Annotated in this window: 13 protein-coding genes; 5 read left to right on the forward strand and 8 right to left on the reverse strand. The window is 39.5% G+C overall.

Features of this window, described 5'->3' with window-relative positions; genetic code table 11:
* Window positions 1-82 precede the first annotated feature (82 nt).
* The gene (locus tag VIH09_RS08090; protein WP_331579719.1) at window positions 83-718 is read right to left on the reverse strand and encodes an HD domain-containing protein; all 636 of its coding nucleotides are present in this window, start codon (window positions 716-718) and stop codon (window positions 83-85) included.
* An 88-nt stretch (window positions 719-806) separates the two neighbouring features.
* On the reverse strand, window positions 807-1,694 hold the full coding sequence (locus VIH09_RS08095) for a YitT family protein (protein WP_331579721.1): 888 nt from the start codon (window positions 1,692-1,694) through the stop codon (window positions 807-809).
* A gap of 175 nt (window positions 1,695-1,869) precedes the next feature.
* On the opposite strand from VIH09_RS08095, the gene VIH09_RS08100 reads away from it, so the two are divergent.
* Together VIH09_RS08100 and VIH09_RS08105 are read left to right on the forward strand one after the other, a co-directional pair.
* Window positions 1,870-2,313: a hypothetical protein gene (locus tag VIH09_RS08100; RefSeq protein ID WP_331579723.1), complete on the forward strand. Its 444-nt coding sequence runs from the start codon at window positions 1,870-1,872 to the stop codon at window positions 2,311-2,313.
* Entirely contained in the window at window positions 2,313-4,139 is a 1,827-nt protein-coding gene (locus tag VIH09_RS08105) for an adenylate/guanylate cyclase domain-containing protein (RefSeq protein ID WP_331579725.1), read from the forward strand. Before VIH09_RS08100 ends, VIH09_RS08105 begins: the two co-directional genes overlap by 1 nt.
* Before the next feature lie 200 nt (window positions 4,140-4,339).
* Here VIH09_RS08105 and VIH09_RS08110 read toward each other — a convergent pair whose 3' ends face one another.
* From VIH09_RS08110 to VIH09_RS08120, 3 genes are all read right to left on the reverse strand, one after another.
* A complete protein-coding gene (locus tag VIH09_RS08110; protein WP_331579727.1) occupies window positions 4,340-5,782 on the reverse strand; it encodes an RtcB family protein in 1,443 nt (480 codons plus the stop codon).
* A gap of 5 nt (window positions 5,783-5,787) precedes the next feature.
* Entirely contained in the window at window positions 5,788-6,204 is a 417-nt protein-coding gene (locus VIH09_RS08115) for an archease (protein ID WP_331579729.1), read from the reverse strand.
* Window positions 6,205-6,525: 321 nt separating this feature from the next.
* Entirely contained in the window at window positions 6,526-7,266 is a 741-nt protein-coding gene (locus VIH09_RS08120) for a DUF4386 domain-containing protein (RefSeq protein WP_331579731.1), read from the reverse strand.
* A 520-nt stretch (window positions 7,267-7,786) separates the two neighbouring features.
* Here VIH09_RS08120 and VIH09_RS08125 point away from each other — a divergent pair.
* Window positions 7,787-10,201, forward strand: coding sequence for a zinc-dependent metalloprotease (locus VIH09_RS08125; protein ID WP_331579733.1), 2,415 nt, complete (start codon window positions 7,787-7,789; stop codon window positions 10,199-10,201).
* 184 nt (window positions 10,202-10,385) lie between these two features.
* On the opposite strand, the gene VIH09_RS08130 is transcribed toward VIH09_RS08125, so the two are convergent.
* On the reverse strand, window positions 10,386-10,898 hold the full coding sequence (locus VIH09_RS08130) for a hypothetical protein (protein WP_331579735.1): 513 nt from the start codon (window positions 10,896-10,898) through the stop codon (window positions 10,386-10,388).
* 337 nt (window positions 10,899-11,235) lie between these two features.
* On the opposite strand from VIH09_RS08130, the gene VIH09_RS08135 reads away from it, so the two are divergent.
* Window positions 11,236-12,063 carry an alpha/beta hydrolase family protein gene (locus VIH09_RS08135; RefSeq protein WP_331579736.1) on the forward strand — a complete coding sequence of 276 codons (828 nt, stop codon included), beginning with the start codon at window positions 11,236-11,238 and terminating at the stop codon, window positions 12,061-12,063.
* Between the two features lie 448 nt (window positions 12,064-12,511).
* Window positions 12,512-13,594, forward strand: a complete 1,083-nt coding sequence (locus VIH09_RS08140; RefSeq protein ID WP_331579737.1) for an ice-binding family protein — start codon at window positions 12,512-12,514, stop codon at window positions 13,592-13,594.
* A gap of 699 nt (window positions 13,595-14,293) precedes the next feature.
* Here VIH09_RS08140 and VIH09_RS08145 read toward each other — a convergent pair.
* A complete protein-coding gene (locus VIH09_RS08145) occupies window positions 14,294-15,016 on the reverse strand; it encodes a GIY-YIG nuclease family protein (protein ID WP_331579739.1) in 723 nt (240 codons plus the stop codon).
* Window positions 15,017-15,300: 284 nt separating this feature from the next.
* Window positions 15,301-15,531, reverse strand: a 231-nt coding sequence (locus tag VIH09_RS08150; protein WP_331579741.1) for a hypothetical protein, incomplete at its 5' end; no start/stop codon positions are given.

Consider the following 15,531-nt stretch of genomic DNA (forward strand, 5'->3'; position numbering starts at 1 on the left):
ACTCGCAAGCCATTATATTGACGAAGTTTTTATTTGTATCGGAGTTTGTTTATAGGCTGTAATTCTAAGTATTCAAAGATGATCACATTGAAGAATTCGTCGATGCGCTTGACCTTGCTTCGCTTTTTTCTAATTTCTTCATCTTTTGAATAAGTCGGTTAAGATTATTGTTTTTTTCCGGTGCTCGATTCTCTATGCAATAGGACGTTCGGTAAAGGTGTGTTTGAAGAAAATTTATTTGTATTTCGTTCCATTCGTCTAAGCTGAGGTTTGGGTTGTAATGTTTCAATTCCAGGTACAGTTTATCAGCGATGTGTTCATAATTATCGGTTCCCAAATATTCGAGATCCGCATCCGCAAGGATGCATTCTAATTTGGTTTTTGGCTTTTGGGGTAGGATGGTGGCTCGTATCATACCGGCGATGGTGGCAATTTCTTCTTTGGTGTATCCAAATTCAGGTAATTTGCTTTCAGCCAGACGGATGCTTTCCTCCTCGTGTCCCACATTGATGCCATTGATAAATCCGGCATCATGGAACAATGCCGCAGTCTTAATAAGCAGTATCTCATCGGGATTCACATTCTCATGTAAAGCAATTTGTTCTGCTTTATCCATGACATGTCTTGTATGCTGCCAATGGTGATAAGTGAGAAATGGGGACAGTTGCGTTTTTAGATCCTCCATGACAGTACTGTACAATTCGTTCCAGTTTTTCATATTTTTGATATCGTTAAATTAGGAAAATTGGCAATAGACGACGGATGTCAGTGATGTAATTACCATTTTGTCAAAGCTATTTCACTGATTAATGCTTTAGTCTGTTTCGTAAAATTCCGCCGCTTGCTTCTTTTATATACTGTATATACATAAAGGCGGCCGGGTCTAATCTTCTTATTTCGTCTTTGATTCTCAGCAATTCAAGCCGTGTCACTACGGTAACGATGATGTCACAGTCTATTTTATGGTCGAAGTTGTCGGGTAAATAGCCCCGTTCGCCTTTAATTACGGTGATTCCTTTTCCGAATTTTTTTACTATCAAGGCTTTAATTTCTTCACTTTTGGCCGATATGATATTCAAGGAAGTGTATTGTTCTACTCCGTGAGAGATATAGTCGAGCGATTTTATGGCCGAAAAATAAGTGACTATGGAATATAATGCCGTTCCAATCCCAAAGGACCAAGCTGCCGCCAGAAACAACAAAGTATTCATGCCAAAAATGACTTCTGATACGTTAAGCCCAATTTTTCGCGTGGTTAATACGGCCAGAATTTCAACACCATCAGCGGTTGAACCGCTGCGGATGCATAAACCCATACCAATCCCAATGAGGCAACCGCCGAAAAGTGCAATTAACAGTCTATCGGTGGTCACGGCATCGATATGGATGAAGGTCATGCTTGTCGCTATCAACAGAAAAGTCATCAAACTTTGTATCATAAATGTTCTGCCCAGCAACATTTTACCCAAGAACAAAAACGGTATGTTGAAACCCAATACGAGAATTCCGAATGGTAAATGCGTGATTTCATGCACAAGTATTGAAATGCCTATGATGCCGCCATCTAGGAATTTGTTGGGAATCATAAATCCTTTTAGTGCCAATGTGATGAAAGCCACTCCCACTAAATTTAAAACGATATTTTTTGGATGAAATATTTCTTTCCAGTCGATTGGTTGAGAGTCACTAATCATAAGGATGAATTTGGATTAAAATCCCATAAATATACCACTTTATTTTAAAAATAAGAGGTATATTTACCTTACACTTAGGTCATTACATTTCGTTTTAGTTTTTTGGTTCCCCAGCCATTTTTAATTTAATCGTTTTCCCCGGTTCAGAATTTATTAACCTTTAAATATATTAATCATGGCAAAGCCTGTAGTAATCACATTAACCGTGCAAACCGCTAATCTTTATGGAATCGATACGCCATCACAAACTGAAGTTGATAGTTGTTGCAGATTATCGGACGACAATTCCGGAAGTTCTCCAAATGGAACTTTAGAGGATTTTCAATCCAATGTGTTTATCAATAATAATGTGAAGTGGCTGGGTGCTTCGGCTGACCCGGGATATTCTGTCGCAATTGACAGTATTGTTTATGAATCGAAATCCAATGATGTTAATTTTTTCGACAATGCCACCATCAGTGGATCGGGCGGGAGATCCGGAAACGCTTCTGCCAATGTCAAAAACGACCCTAACTTGGTCAACCAGTTAGATATTTACACCGTAAATTTTAGTGTTTATAGTTCTGGCACCTCGTATAAAGCATTTAGCATAGATCCCAAACTAGCCATAAATCCATAATGGAACTGAGTTGTATCAAATATTCTTTTAAAATCTGCCTTTTTCTCTTTTTTTTCCAATTAACTATTCTGGCCCAGGAGCAAAAAGTAGCGGATAGCCTTGTTAAGATTTATCGCGAAGGGAATTTGGGAAATACCGAAAAACTGGAATTACTGCGAAATTTGGCTTTTAATGAGGTAAACAATCTCGACTTATCATTGAAATATGCCGAAGAGCTTATTGCGCTTTCCAAATCAGAAAACAACTATTTGTACCTGCACAGGGGATATTTTCAAAAAGGGACTAAGCTAAGGGTTTCAGGGGATTTTAATGAATCCCTCGAAGCTTTTTTTAAAAGTGAGGATGCAGCAACAAAAGCAAAATACTTTGCCGGTCGAGGAATTACTTATTCTTCTATTGCGGACGTCTATTCGGTGATGGGGAACTCCAAAAATGCCCAGGAATACTATGATATGGCAATCGGCGTACTGAGGAGGACCGACAACCCTATCGGGTTGGCATCGGCATTATTGAACGCGGGTGATGAATATTTAAAAGATAAGAAATACGACTTGGCATTAGCGTACTTTAAAGAGTCTGGCATTATTTTCAAGGAGGCTGATTATTTAAGCGGCACCGCTTACAACTTAGGAAATATAGGAATGGTATATGCTGAGCAGGGAAAAAATGCCTTGGCGGAAACCTACATAAGCGACGCCATAGTAATGCTGGAGGGACTGAAGGATTATTATGCGATTTCAGATTATCTGACCTATATGTCAGACATATACCTGAAGAAGAATGAATGGGCCATTGCAGTCAACTATGCTCGCAGAAGCCTGATTTTAGCCCAAAGATACGGATTGAAAGATCAGATCAGCAACTCAAATCTGAAGCTTTCGGAACTGTATCAAAGAGCGGGTAATTCAGAGGAATCTTTTAAATATTATAGGAATCATATCGCTTACAGGGATAGTGTCACCAATCTCAAATCAGTTCAGCAAATGGCCGATTTGCGAACTGATTTCGAGGTCTCAAAGAAGCAGTCTGAGGTAGATTTGCTGAATCAGGGGAAAAGAAACCGGCAGATTATGGCGATATCGTCCGGCGTATCGGCGGGGCTTGTTTTTTTACTAGCCTTCGGAATGTATCGACGCTATAAATTCATAAAAAGGACCAATGTTATTATTGAGGAAGAAAAGAATCGCTCAGACAGTTTGTTGCTCAATATTCTTCCTGTGGAGACCGCTCATGAGTTAAAGAAAAGCGGCAAGGTATTGGCCAAAAAATTTGAGTCGGTTTCCGTTTTGTTCACCGATTTCGTGGGGTTTACCCATTATGCCGAAAAGCTTTCGCCTGAAAAATTGGTTGAGATTGTGGACTATTATTTTTCTAAATTTGATGAAATTATCGAAAAATATAATTTGGAAAAAATTAAGACTGTTGGCGACTGTTATATGTGTGCGGGAGGCTTGCCTTTTCCGACAAAAGACCATGCCGTTAAAATTGTGCAGGCAGCATTTGAGATTGTCAAATTTGTTAAGGACTCCAGAAATGATAATCCGCCGCAAGACACCCGTTTTGAAATTCGTATCGGGATTAATTCTGGCCCGGTCGTTGCCGGAGTGGTAGGAACCAAGAAATTTGCCTACGACATTTGGGGAGATTCGGTAAACATCGCTTCTCGGATGGAATCAAATTCAGCGCCGGGACAGATTAATGTTTCGGAAAACACCTATAAGCTGATTAAAGATACTTTTGACTGCGATTATAGAGGTGAAATTGAAGTTAAAAACAGAGGAATGATGAAAATGTACTTCGTAAATAATTCAAAGAATAAGCTATAAGTTCTGTTTGGTGATACGGTCGCTAATTTGATAGCGTGGCGCAATGGCATCAAAAACATAGAGGTTTTCCATGCTTCCGTCTATGACCAACGAAATGGTACACGAGTTTGATACCCATTGATTAGTATTAAGTACGGTATCGCTAAACAGTTTTTGTACGGAAATTTCAGTCGTTGCTTCAAATGCAGGAATATCCAAACTTACCCTTTAATAACCGAAACAGGTCGCAATCTGGCTACTTTTAAGGCAATATTGGCTCGATGTACCGTTTCTATTACCAGATCAATATCCTTATAGGCTTCGGGCGCTTCTTCGGCAACGCCTGTCCTTGAGCCTGCCCGCACGTATATCCCTTTCTCATTGAGTTCTTTTTCCAGATGCGCCACGTTAACCTGTCGCTTTGAGGCCCTTCTGGACAAGGCTCTTCCCGCGCCGTGGCAGCTGGAGCCGAAAGTGGTCAGCATGCTTTGCGAAGTGCCCGCCAAAATGTAGGATGCCGTACCCATGCTTCCCGGTATTATAACCGGTTGGCCGGTTTCCTGGAATCGTTCCGGGATTTCATCATGTCGAGGTCCGAATGAGCGGGTAGCCCCTTTGCGGTGTACAATAAGTTTTTGCAGTTTTCCGTCAATTTCATGCTCTTCAATTTTTGCGATGTTGTGCGATACATCATATAACAGCTGAAGTTCATTTTTGTTGGGGAAAAGTTGTTTCCAGGCTTCCCTAATTTCCCAAGTGATAACCTCACGATTGCACCAGGCAAAATTGGCGGCAGCGCACATTGCTTTGTAGTAATTCTGGCCTTCGGCTGAACTAAATGGTACACAAGCCAGCTCTCTATCGGGCACTTTGATGTTATAATTTGGCATTGCATCCAGCATTATCTTTAAATAATCCGTGGCTACCTGATGGCCCAACCCTCTTGACCCGGTATGAATCAGGATTACAATTTGATTGTTCTTTATCCCGAATCGCTCTGCAGTTAAATTGTCAAAAATTTCGTCCACCCGGGAAACTTCTACAAAATGATTGCCGGAACCGATGGTGCCTAATTGGTCAAACCCTCTTTTTTTTGCATGGTCAGAAACGGCATTAGGATCGGCATCTTTGAGTCTTCCCATCGATTCCATGCTCGCCAGATCCTCGGCAAAACCCATTTTTTTCCGGACCGCCCATTCTGCGCCTTCGGTCAGAACTTCGTCCATTTCTTCTTGGGTAAGCTTTATCTCACCGCCTTTTCCAACCCCGGAGGGTATTTTATTGTATAATTCAATGGCAATCTGTTCCGCTTTGTCCTTGATATCGTCATATTCCAAATTGGATACTAATAGGCGTACTCCGCAGTTAATGTCATAGCCAATTCCTCCGGGGGAAATTACACCATCGGGATACAGCGTTGCCGCAATTCCGCCGATAGGGAAGCCATACCCTTCATGTATATCAGGCATAACAATTGCGGCCTTCTGAATTCCGGGCAAGGTCGTCACATTGACCAATTGTTGGAGCGAACGGTCATCGGACATACTTTCAATTATTTCCGGTAAAGCATAAACATGGGCTGGAACGCGCATATCCGCTCTGGTGGTCATCGGAATTTCCCATAGGAAATCACTTTTCTTCTGTAATTGCGATTTATCTATCATAGTGCTTAAATGTCAAAAATTATGCTGGCTTCCCATTGGTTGTTCTTCTGCTTAAAAACATCGGCCTCGTGATACGTAACAGCTTTGATATCTTCGTCAAAATATTCAACCGAGCTGCCTGAAATTGTAGCTTCAATCTCCCGATCGGTTAGCTTGACTATATTAAGATTGCAGTAAATGGTCTTATCGATATGGCTATTTAAAAGGACCTCAGACAGAAAGTCAATTAATAGTGCTATAAGGTCTACTGAGTGAACAACAATTTTTTTTTCAATACTACTTGCCGCCGTCTGCTTACAAAAGTTATTTTTCAGTAAATTGCCTGTGCCACGCATTGCGGTTTCAAACAGTTCATTTAACGATTCTGCACGTACTTTCATAATGACATCGGCAGTGTGTGAATGGTATGAATAATGATTCATTCGCGCTTTTTTTATGGTAGTTTAAAGTGGCAGCTGGGGGCCTTTGATGTGCCTGTACGTTTGAAAATGCGATAGCGCGCTTATGCTGCGCAGCCAAACACAATGCTACTCAAATATAACGAAATTTTTAGTCAAAAAGAAGTCTAAAGCAAAGCAATCATAAAGCGTTCCCCCTAAAGTTACATAAAGGAGTGGAAGGCATTTTTACCGAAAGTGAAGTTAAAATATAAAAAAAGAGGCAAAGATGCCTCCTGAAATGGGATTAGCTAAGCAAAAAGACAATCCTTTCTACGGAAACCTGACTTTTTGAAAACCTTTTGGCTATTCGGATATAATATTATTCAATGGTGCGTTTCGTCCTTTTGGCACCGTATTATTCATTTTAGAGGTATCAATACCTTTTACGAGCATCCATAGGCATAGCGATAACTCTCCAATAAAAATCGGGATAGCAAGATGTACAAACAATGGATTTTCAAAGCCTTTTGAAAGGAACATCGTAAAGCTATTTACCAAGTAACACAAACCCGTGATGGCATAAAGTATCCCAAATATTTTAGGTAGAAATTCTGATTTAAAAATGACATAACCTACGATTAGACAGTAAAATCCAAAGAATACTAAACCAATAGCGTAGCCTTGTGTCTGAATATTTAGGGAAAGTAGCGAAAGGGTTGCAAGTTGATCAGCTTGGAACGTATTTAAGTAAGTATCGTTGCTTAATATCAGCAATGGTGAAATTTGATTCAGAAGATTTACTGCGATTATGGCAGTTTGGATAATAACAAACGCTAAGGCCAGTTGCAATAATAGCTTGTTTGTTCGTTTGAATAAAAAATAAATAATCAGTATCGTCGGCAAACCCACTACAAAGTTGATTAGGTCAGCAACAAAACCCCAACGGAAAAGCATTTCGTTGGTTTGAATGTTATGAGCGGTAGTCAAAGCGTCGTTTGAGACTCTTAATGCTTGTCTAACGAAAACTTCGGAAAATAATCCCGTAGCTATTACTATTAAATAGCAAAAGCCTGCAATTCGCGCTAAATTTTTATCTGAAATCATTTTGCTGGAGGTATAAATTAGTCAGAAGCGTTTTTCCTTATCTGTCAGTTAAATGTGTTTTTCGTTACATAGATTTTGCAGATTGTTTGGCTGACCATCCGGATTATACCCTATTTTAATTTCTCCGTTATTTTTTCATATCCAATTACCGGGAACAACAGTGCCGAATAGTGCTTGTGAGTTTGTCATCTCAGATTTAGATAATGATTCTAATTCATCATGAAGTGAAAATCCCGAACAATGGTCGCAACTTCTCTGGCTCTAAATGGAAAGTTTTTGGCAATGTTATTTCATTTATTGTTGCGTTATATTCACATTCATTGGGACGGTCGAGCCTATATTGCGTATCATCCTCGTCGTTTGAACAATTGTTAATATTAAGTTAAACCAGTCATCTGCAGTCAGTTTATAGCTGTTAAAAGATATTTTTGATTGTGAAAACCATAAAAAAACCAGTCAGTGAATAAAATTCTCCTTTTAACCGCAGTAGCCGCAATAATGCTCGCGCCAACATCCCAGTTTGCACAGTCAAAGCCCAAAAAAAAATAAGAAAACGGAAGCGGCGGTAACTCCTCCCGTGGAAAAAAAACCGGAAGTGACCATCAAGGAGTACGGCAAGGTGATTACCAAGGACGCAATTTCTGATTCGGGATTGTTTACGGTTCACAAGGTGGACAAGAAATATTTTTTTGAAATTCCGAATGTTTTATTGGACAAGGACATGCTTTTGGTAAGTAGGCTGTCAAAACTTCCTTCTGATTTAGGTGGGGGCTACGTGAATGCAGGCTCAGAAACCAATGAGCAGTTAATCGTATGGCAACGTTTTCAGGACAAGATACTCATAAAGCTGAAATCATATAAATCGATCGCTAACGACAGCTTGCCTATAAGTATTTCGGTCAAATCGAATAATTACGAACCCACCTTGTTTGCATTTGATATCGTTGCCTTCAGCAGGGATTCCGCCAACACCGTGATTGATGTAACGAAATTTTACAGCACTGACGTTAAATCCATTAGCGGATTGTCAGCGGCTATGAGAGAAACTTACAAGGTGAAAGGGCTAGACGATTCGCGTAGCTTCATCAACACGATGCGCAGTTTCCCCATGAATATCGAGGTGGTTCAAGATTTCACCTATAATGCGTCAAAACCGCCTGTCCTTGAAGACTCGGAAACGATAAGCATACAGATGAATCAATCGATGATTTTGCTTCCCGAGAAACTGATGCAACCCAGACTGGCCGATTCAAGAGTGGGATGGTTTACAATGAGCCAATACGATTATGGAAGCGATGAGTTAAAATCGGACAGCAAAACCTACATCAGGCGATGGAGACTGGAACCCAAAGACCCCGAAGCCTATGCCCGAGGAGAATTAGTGGAACCTATAAAACCAATCGTTTATTATTTAGATCCCGCTACTCCTGAAAAACTGCGCAGATACATCAAAATGGGAATAGAGGAATGGCAGAAGCCTTTTGAGGGAGCCGGATTTAAAAATGCCATCATCGCCAAGGACGCACCAACTAAAGAAGATGATCCCGATTTTAGTCCGGAAGACATCCGTTATTCGGTAATTCGCTATGTCGCCAGCACAACCCGTAATGCGGTAGGGCCAAGTGTAACCGATCCCAGAACCGGTGAGATAATAGAGAGTGACGTGATTTGGTACCACAATCATTTGCGTTCGTACAGGAATAGATATTTATTGGAAACGGGGGCCGCAAATCCTTCCGCCAGAACATTACACACCAGTGACGAGGAGATGGGTAATATGATGCGTATGGTTATTGCGCATGAAGTGGGGCATGCACTTGGTTTTCCGCATAATATGGGAGCCAGTTGCGCCTATGAAGTAGAAAGTTACAGGGATGGTGCGTTTACGCAAAAAAACGGGATTGCAGCCAGTATTATGGATTATGCACGATTCAATTATATTGCACAGCCAGGAGACAAAAACATTCGCTTTATACGCCAGATGGGAGATTACGATCGCTATGCAGTTAATTGGGGATACAGGCTGATTCCAAATTCAAAATCTCCCGAATCGGAGAAGGCCACATTGGACAAATGGATTTTGGAGAAAACGGGCAATCCGATGTATAAATACGGAAAACAGAGCAGCAGTTTTGACCCGACTTCTCAAACGGAAGATATTGGTGACAATTCGATGACAGCGAGTTCATACGGACTTAAAAATTTGCAGTACGTCGCGGCACATTTGTCGGAGTGGACGAGCGACGTAACCAACAATTATGAAGATTTAGATGAATTGTACAAGGAAATGTTGGCCGTTTGGAGCCGGTATGTCGGTCATGTCGTGACCAATGTGGGAGGAGTGCATGAAAACCTGCAAAAGCCCAACCAAAAAGGCAATGTATACGAAATCGTTACGAAGACGCAGCAGCAGCAAGCCATGCGATGGCTGCACGACAATGCGTTTAACGCTCCGACCTGGCTGGTCAATGTATCGACCTTAAAAAACATAGATTATTCAGGTTACACGGAACTGTTCAGAAACCTACAAGCGCGCCATTTGAACAATGTTTTGAGCTTTGAACGTATTGGCAGACTTATGGATGCGGAGATAATGGGTGCCGATAATTATAAAGCGCTTGACTTGCTACGTGACATGAGAAAGGGAATCTGGAAAGAGACAGTTGCGGGCGCGAATGTGCTTATATACCGTAGAAATTTGCAACGTGCCTACATTGAAAGGATGAACTATTTGATGAACGAAGAAATAAAATCTGAAAAATCGGATGGTTATTATGACGTATCGCAATCTGACCTTCGATCTTTGGTCAGAGGTGAACTGAATGTTTTAAAGGCGACGTTGGTTGTAGCAAAGAGCAAAACGCTAAATACCGAAACGAAATATCATTATGAAGACAGTATCAAACGAATTAAACTTATTTTAAACCCCAAGTAATTCAAAGCTCATAATAAACTTAAAAAATCCGCTACTGGCGGATTTTTTTTTGATAAAGTATAAATAGGTCCATATTAAGTCATGACGTTCGATGCAGCTTTTCAAGAGCCATCAGTTTTTTCCAAATAAACCGGAATGCCGCTAAATTTGCAAATGATCCCGAACGACTACTGGCAGCAGCCGCTTACTTTTTCTTTTCTTCGTTGATAATTAATTTCAGAGAGTTAATATAATCAGTATCAAATTCTATAACTCGTATCTTGTTTAGTTTAAAACTCATTTCGCCGTCAAATTTCCCTTCCGCTCCCAAAAAATCTATTACGAGTTCTTCTTCATTTATTTCAATGAGTTTACCGAGATAAACTGCTTTGTCGGATTTTTTGGCAATTTGGAAAACCTCATACTTGATTGCCAGGAAATTTATGATTGAAGGCAAATCGTTAAGGGGGATTATTTCTTCGGCACTTGTTTTCAAACCTTTAAGCTTAATTACCCTTTCCGTGAACTCATAATCTTCGTCTTGAATAATTGACTTAACGTTTATGTTTTTCAAAATCGTGTAACCATCAATTATAAAATCAACGGGATTGTTCTTTAGCAATATCCAATCTTCGGTCCAGTCAATCAGAAAACCGGTAAAGATTTCTTTTTGATCTTCAAATGCAATTGAAATTAATTGACGCAAATATTTTTCCATAATGTTTTTAGTTTCCGGAGCTTGCTGCTACTGATGTTCGAGCTACTCTGGGCGTTGTGCAAGTTTTGAATGCACGTATTTTCGTTTAAACAAAAATACGAATTAAAATGGTAATTCTGCCACATTTGCAAATGGCTTAACCGTATTCAATACAATACTTTTTTAATGAGATAAACGCTTCACCCTCTTTTCAAAAGTAAGTAGGTCCTCGTTGCAAACGAGAACCGGAGAGGATTGAGCTCGCGGGCATATCGGTTTTCTCGATGTTGAATATAAAATCATAGATGTTGATTGTTCTATCTTTGTGGCATTATTCTATTTTTTAAAGAATCGACTTATGAAGCAGCAAGGGACATACACTGGCGCCGAAGGCAAATCAGCTGGCTACGACATTCAATATACAGCAAACCAAAAGCGACCGCTCATTGTGTTTTGCCATGGATTCAATGGATTTAAGGATTGGGGCGCATTCAACTTGATGGCGGATTACTTTTTGCAAAAGGGGTTTCAATTTGTGAAATTAAATTTTTCGCACAACGGAACCTCTCCGATGCATCCTTTGGACTTTGTGGATCTGGAAGCTTTTGGAGCTAATAACTTCGAAAAAGAGCTCGAAGATATCGGTACTTTATTGGTCCATCTAAGAAAGGAAAGTTTTGCGGATTGCGTAGATTTTGAGAAACTATTTTTCATCGGGCATTCTAAAGGCGGGGCAACGGCTCTGGCCTATGCTTTGTCACATCCAGAAATTGTTTCTTGCGCCACCTTAGCGGCAGTGCTGGATCCAGTAGCTCGCTATGGAAAAGGGAACGATAAACTATGGAAAGAAAACGGAGTGAAATTTGTCGTCAACGGAAGAACAAATCAAAAAATGCCGCTGTATTATCAACTAGTCGAAAATACGCAGAAAATAAAAGATAAACTGGATCTCCGAAACTTACTGAAATCGGATAAGCGAAAATTTTTATTTCTCCATGGCGTAAAAGACGAAACGGTTCCTGTATCAGAAACAAATTTGGTCAAAAACCTTCCCAATTGTGCCGTCTCTATTATTGAAGATGCCAATCATGTTTTCGGTGCATCGCATCCTTATACAAGTGACGATTTACCTAATGATTTGCAAAAAGCCTTGAGCCAAATCGCAAAATTCTTTGAATCACTATGATGGGGAAGTACCACAGTCATTCCCCGCAAACATTTCATGCCGCACGGATCTGGTGGTCTTCTGTGACGAGTAGCTACTTACTTGTACGAACAAAATAAAGCGTTTGCAACGCGGCTTATATAAACATATTACTCAGCTGCGCAAAGTCGGAGACATTTGCGAAGCAGTCAGACTTTACGGAGCTCGGAGGCAGGTCCTCATTGTAAACGAGAACCAGAGGGAAAATAATCGAAAGTAAGCTTGCAGAAAACGGAATTTGCATCTAGGGATAATGAATTTCCCAGATGTTTATAGGATAGCTATTCTTTGATGAGAGATACCATTTTAGGCTGATAAAAGGAAGGTGTGAATTATGTAACTTAACGATATTGTTATGTAACAGCAAACATATAAAGCAACCCTACCTTCGCAATGTGATAATTTCCAAACTTCACAAATACATATAAACATGAAAATTAAAAATTTATTATCAGCTTGTGCAATAGCAATGGTTGTCTTATTTACGGCTTGTTCAAATGACGACACCACGCAATCGGATCCAGCTCCAACTCCAACTGTGGCTTTAACCAGTCCCTTAAGTAGTGATACAAATGTTGCGAGAAATAAAGTTGTTTCTGTAAACTTTAGCGTCGCAATGGATGCATCAAGTATTAATAGTACAACGTTTACAGTAAAACAAGCAGGAATCGCAGTATTAGGAACAGTTTCATATTCAGGTACTACTGCAAAGTTTGTTCCAGCAACTGTACTTGCAGCTAATACACTTTATACAGCTACACTAACTACAGGAGTAAAAAGTGCAGATGGAATAGCTCTTAGCGCTAACAAGCAATGGGAATTTACAACAACGGCTAACGCGGCGGTTGGCTTAAAAGCTGTTAGTCTTGGTTCAGCAGGGAATTATGTAATTCTTGCAAAAACGACGATTACTAACGTACCAACGTCTGTAATTACAGGAGATCTAGGACTAAGTCCAGCAGCTACATCGTATATTACAGGATTATCTTTAACAGATTTTACAGGTTATGCAAAGGCTGCGCAAGTTACCGGAAAAGTATATGCTGCTGACATGGTTTCTCCAACTTCATCTAATCTTACTACGGCGGTTGAAAATATGATTACAGCTTACAATGATGCAGCAGGACGTCCTTCTCCTAATTTTCTCAATTTGGGAGCAGGAAATATTGGTGGTAAAATATTAACTCCAGGTCTTTATAAATGGACTAGTACGGTAACGGTACCATCTAGTATAACCATTTCAGGATCAGCAGATGATGTATGGATTTTCCAGATTTCAGGTGATCTAGCAATGAGTGCTACAACAAGAGTGATTTTACAAGGTGGAGCCAAAGCTTCAAACATTTTCTGGCAGGTAGCTGGTCAAGCTAATTTTGGAACTACGTCTCATTTTGAAGGTATTATCTTGTCAAAAACAGGGATAACTTTTCAAACAGGAGCGTCTTTTAATGGAAGAGCTTTAGCGCAAACTGCTGTAATTCTTGATGGAAACACGGTAGTACAGCCACAATAAAGTATAATATAAAATAATGTTGAAAGAGGCGCTCCCGTGGAGCGCCTCTTTTTATGTTTAGTAACCTCTCGATGGATGGTTTACTCCTGTGTTTGGATGCATTCCGATCTCCAATCTGGTGCTCGTCTGTAACGAGTACCTACTTACTTGTACGAACAAAATATAGCGTTTGCAACGCGGCTTATATAAACAGATTACTTAGCTATGCAAAGGCGGAGACATTTGCGCAGCAGCTCGACTTTGCGGAGTTAGAGTATACTCGGCTAAAGTTACTTCTGTTTATATAAGCCGCGTTGTAAACGCTATGAATTATCCTTTAATTTATGGAGGTACTCGCTGCAAGCAAGCACCAGAGTTACGGACAAACGAGTGCCAGAGGGGATATAAAACACTATCAGAACAGTAATAACTCCGATTATAGCGGATAATAAAAATTTACTGTCATAAAAGTATTTGTATTGTTGTTTAAATCCAGAAAACATCCAAAGCATAAATGCTCCGATTGATACAAGTACTGAGTAATTCATTTTCTATTATATTTATTAAATGATATATTCAATCCAATCTAATTTGAATTGTTTTTTTATCAGTGTTCAGTTCTTCTATTGTCTGACGCTAAAGTTTAGGTAGATGAGCTGTCGCGTGTCTCGGCACGAACCTGACCAAGCCATAGGTTATATACTTTGTTACCAGAAGTACTTATGCGTTCTCTTTCCGATTTAATATTGGTTTATGCTTTCTAATTAAATGTTCTTCGAGTTCAAATCGTCCGAATGAAATCGGCATAGTTTTGATAGTACAAGAGTTCAAATATTTAGTTAATTGTAAATCTTCATCATCGTTAAAATATCTTTTTCGTCCATTTATAGTTTGTAATTTGAAGCCTAAAATAGTTTCGCCCAAATTCCTTCGAACAGCAGAAAAATATGTCCTTCCGGAATGAGTTGCGTGTCTTTTAAAAATATCCGAACTTTCTCCGATATAGATATGTCCATCTTTTTTATGCTCAATCCAATAAATTCCAGCTCCATTATTTATCTCGGCTGAAGTCCAACTGAAATGCTTTGTTTTGGAAAACTCCTTTTCTCCTTGTTGGATTATTTGCCTATAATTTTCTTGAACTTCTTTCCACAACTTTTCATTAGCTTTTGCCTTAAATAATCTTCTTTTACCTTTTTGAAAATTATTCAGATTTGTTGGGTAATTCATTATTGTAAATTCCTCAAATTCTTTTCGTCCTATTGAGTTATTTATTGTTCGAAATTCAAAATCCTCTAATTTCAGTCTTTTTGCTAAACTATTTGATTTGACGTAATTCTTAAAAAATGTTGAAGTTTTTTCTTTTGCGTGTTGTTTTATTCGGTTGGACAGATTTTTGCCTTCTCCCGTATAACTCCAAATGTGATTTTTGTCTATTATCAAATAATTGCCATAACAATTTTCGCAAATGGTCCCGAAACTATTCGGTTTGGCTTTAATCAACATTAGCAAACCTGCTGATAAAATCAAATCAGAATTTTCTTGACAATATTTCCAATTAATGTTCGGCATTTTTTTTGTGTTATTGGCAACGTTTTGTAGCTACACGATGCATAAGGGTACATAAGACATATCCGAGAGATAGGGTTATTTTATTAACAACGAACCACACGAAAGGATTCGTGCGGCAGCGGGGGGTAATTGTTTGCCATTTTGCTTAGGGCATGTTAGGCTTTGTCCTTATGCTTTGGCTCGTCAAAATCAAATTTATCTTTTTCTCCGTCTTCGTTAAAATATAGATCTTGCGCTTCTTGTGTAATAAGAAAAACTCTTCGGCCTGCTTTATTTTCGGACCTTTCTACTAATTCTTTGTCCGCTAGAATTCGGCCACGTTTTCCTATGAGCTGATATGAACAATCAAGTTCAGCTGCAATTTGATTTGCAAACATATCAGCCCT

Origin of the sequence: Flavobacterium sp. (genome assembly GCF_036515215.1) — a bacterium.
Lineage (GTDB): Bacteria > Bacteroidota > Bacteroidia > Flavobacteriales > Flavobacteriaceae > Flavobacterium.

Coding starts and splice junctions, on each gene's coding strand:
- VIH09_RS08090 (WP_331579719.1), bottom strand. CDS start 718: ATGAAAAACTGGAACGAATTGTACAGTACTGTCATGGAGGATCTAAAA.
- VIH09_RS08095 (WP_331579721.1), bottom strand. CDS start 1,694: ATGATTAGTGACTCTCAACCAATCGACTGGAAAGAAATATTTCATCCA.
- VIH09_RS08100 (WP_331579723.1), top strand. CDS start 1,870: ATGGCAAAGCCTGTAGTAATCACATTAACCGTGCAAACCGCTAATCTT.
- VIH09_RS08105 (WP_331579725.1), top strand. CDS start 2,313: ATGGAACTGAGTTGTATCAAATATTCTTTTAAAATCTGCCTTTTTCTC.
- VIH09_RS08110 (WP_331579727.1), bottom strand. CDS start 5,782: ATGATAGATAAATCGCAATTACAGAAGAAAAGTGATTTCCTATGGGAA.
- VIH09_RS08115 (WP_331579729.1), bottom strand. CDS start 6,204: ATGAATCATTATTCATACCATTCACACACTGCCGATGTCATTATGAAA.
- VIH09_RS08120 (WP_331579731.1), bottom strand. CDS start 7,266: ATGATTTCAGATAAAAATTTAGCGCGAATTGCAGGCTTTTGCTATTTA.
- VIH09_RS08130 (WP_331579735.1), bottom strand. CDS start 10,898: ATGGAAAAATATTTGCGTCAATTAATTTCAATTGCATTTGAAGATCAA.
- VIH09_RS08135 (WP_331579736.1), top strand. CDS start 11,236: ATGAAGCAGCAAGGGACATACACTGGCGCCGAAGGCAAATCAGCTGGC.
- VIH09_RS08140 (WP_331579737.1), top strand. CDS start 12,512: ATGAAAATTAAAAATTTATTATCAGCTTGTGCAATAGCAATGGTTGTC.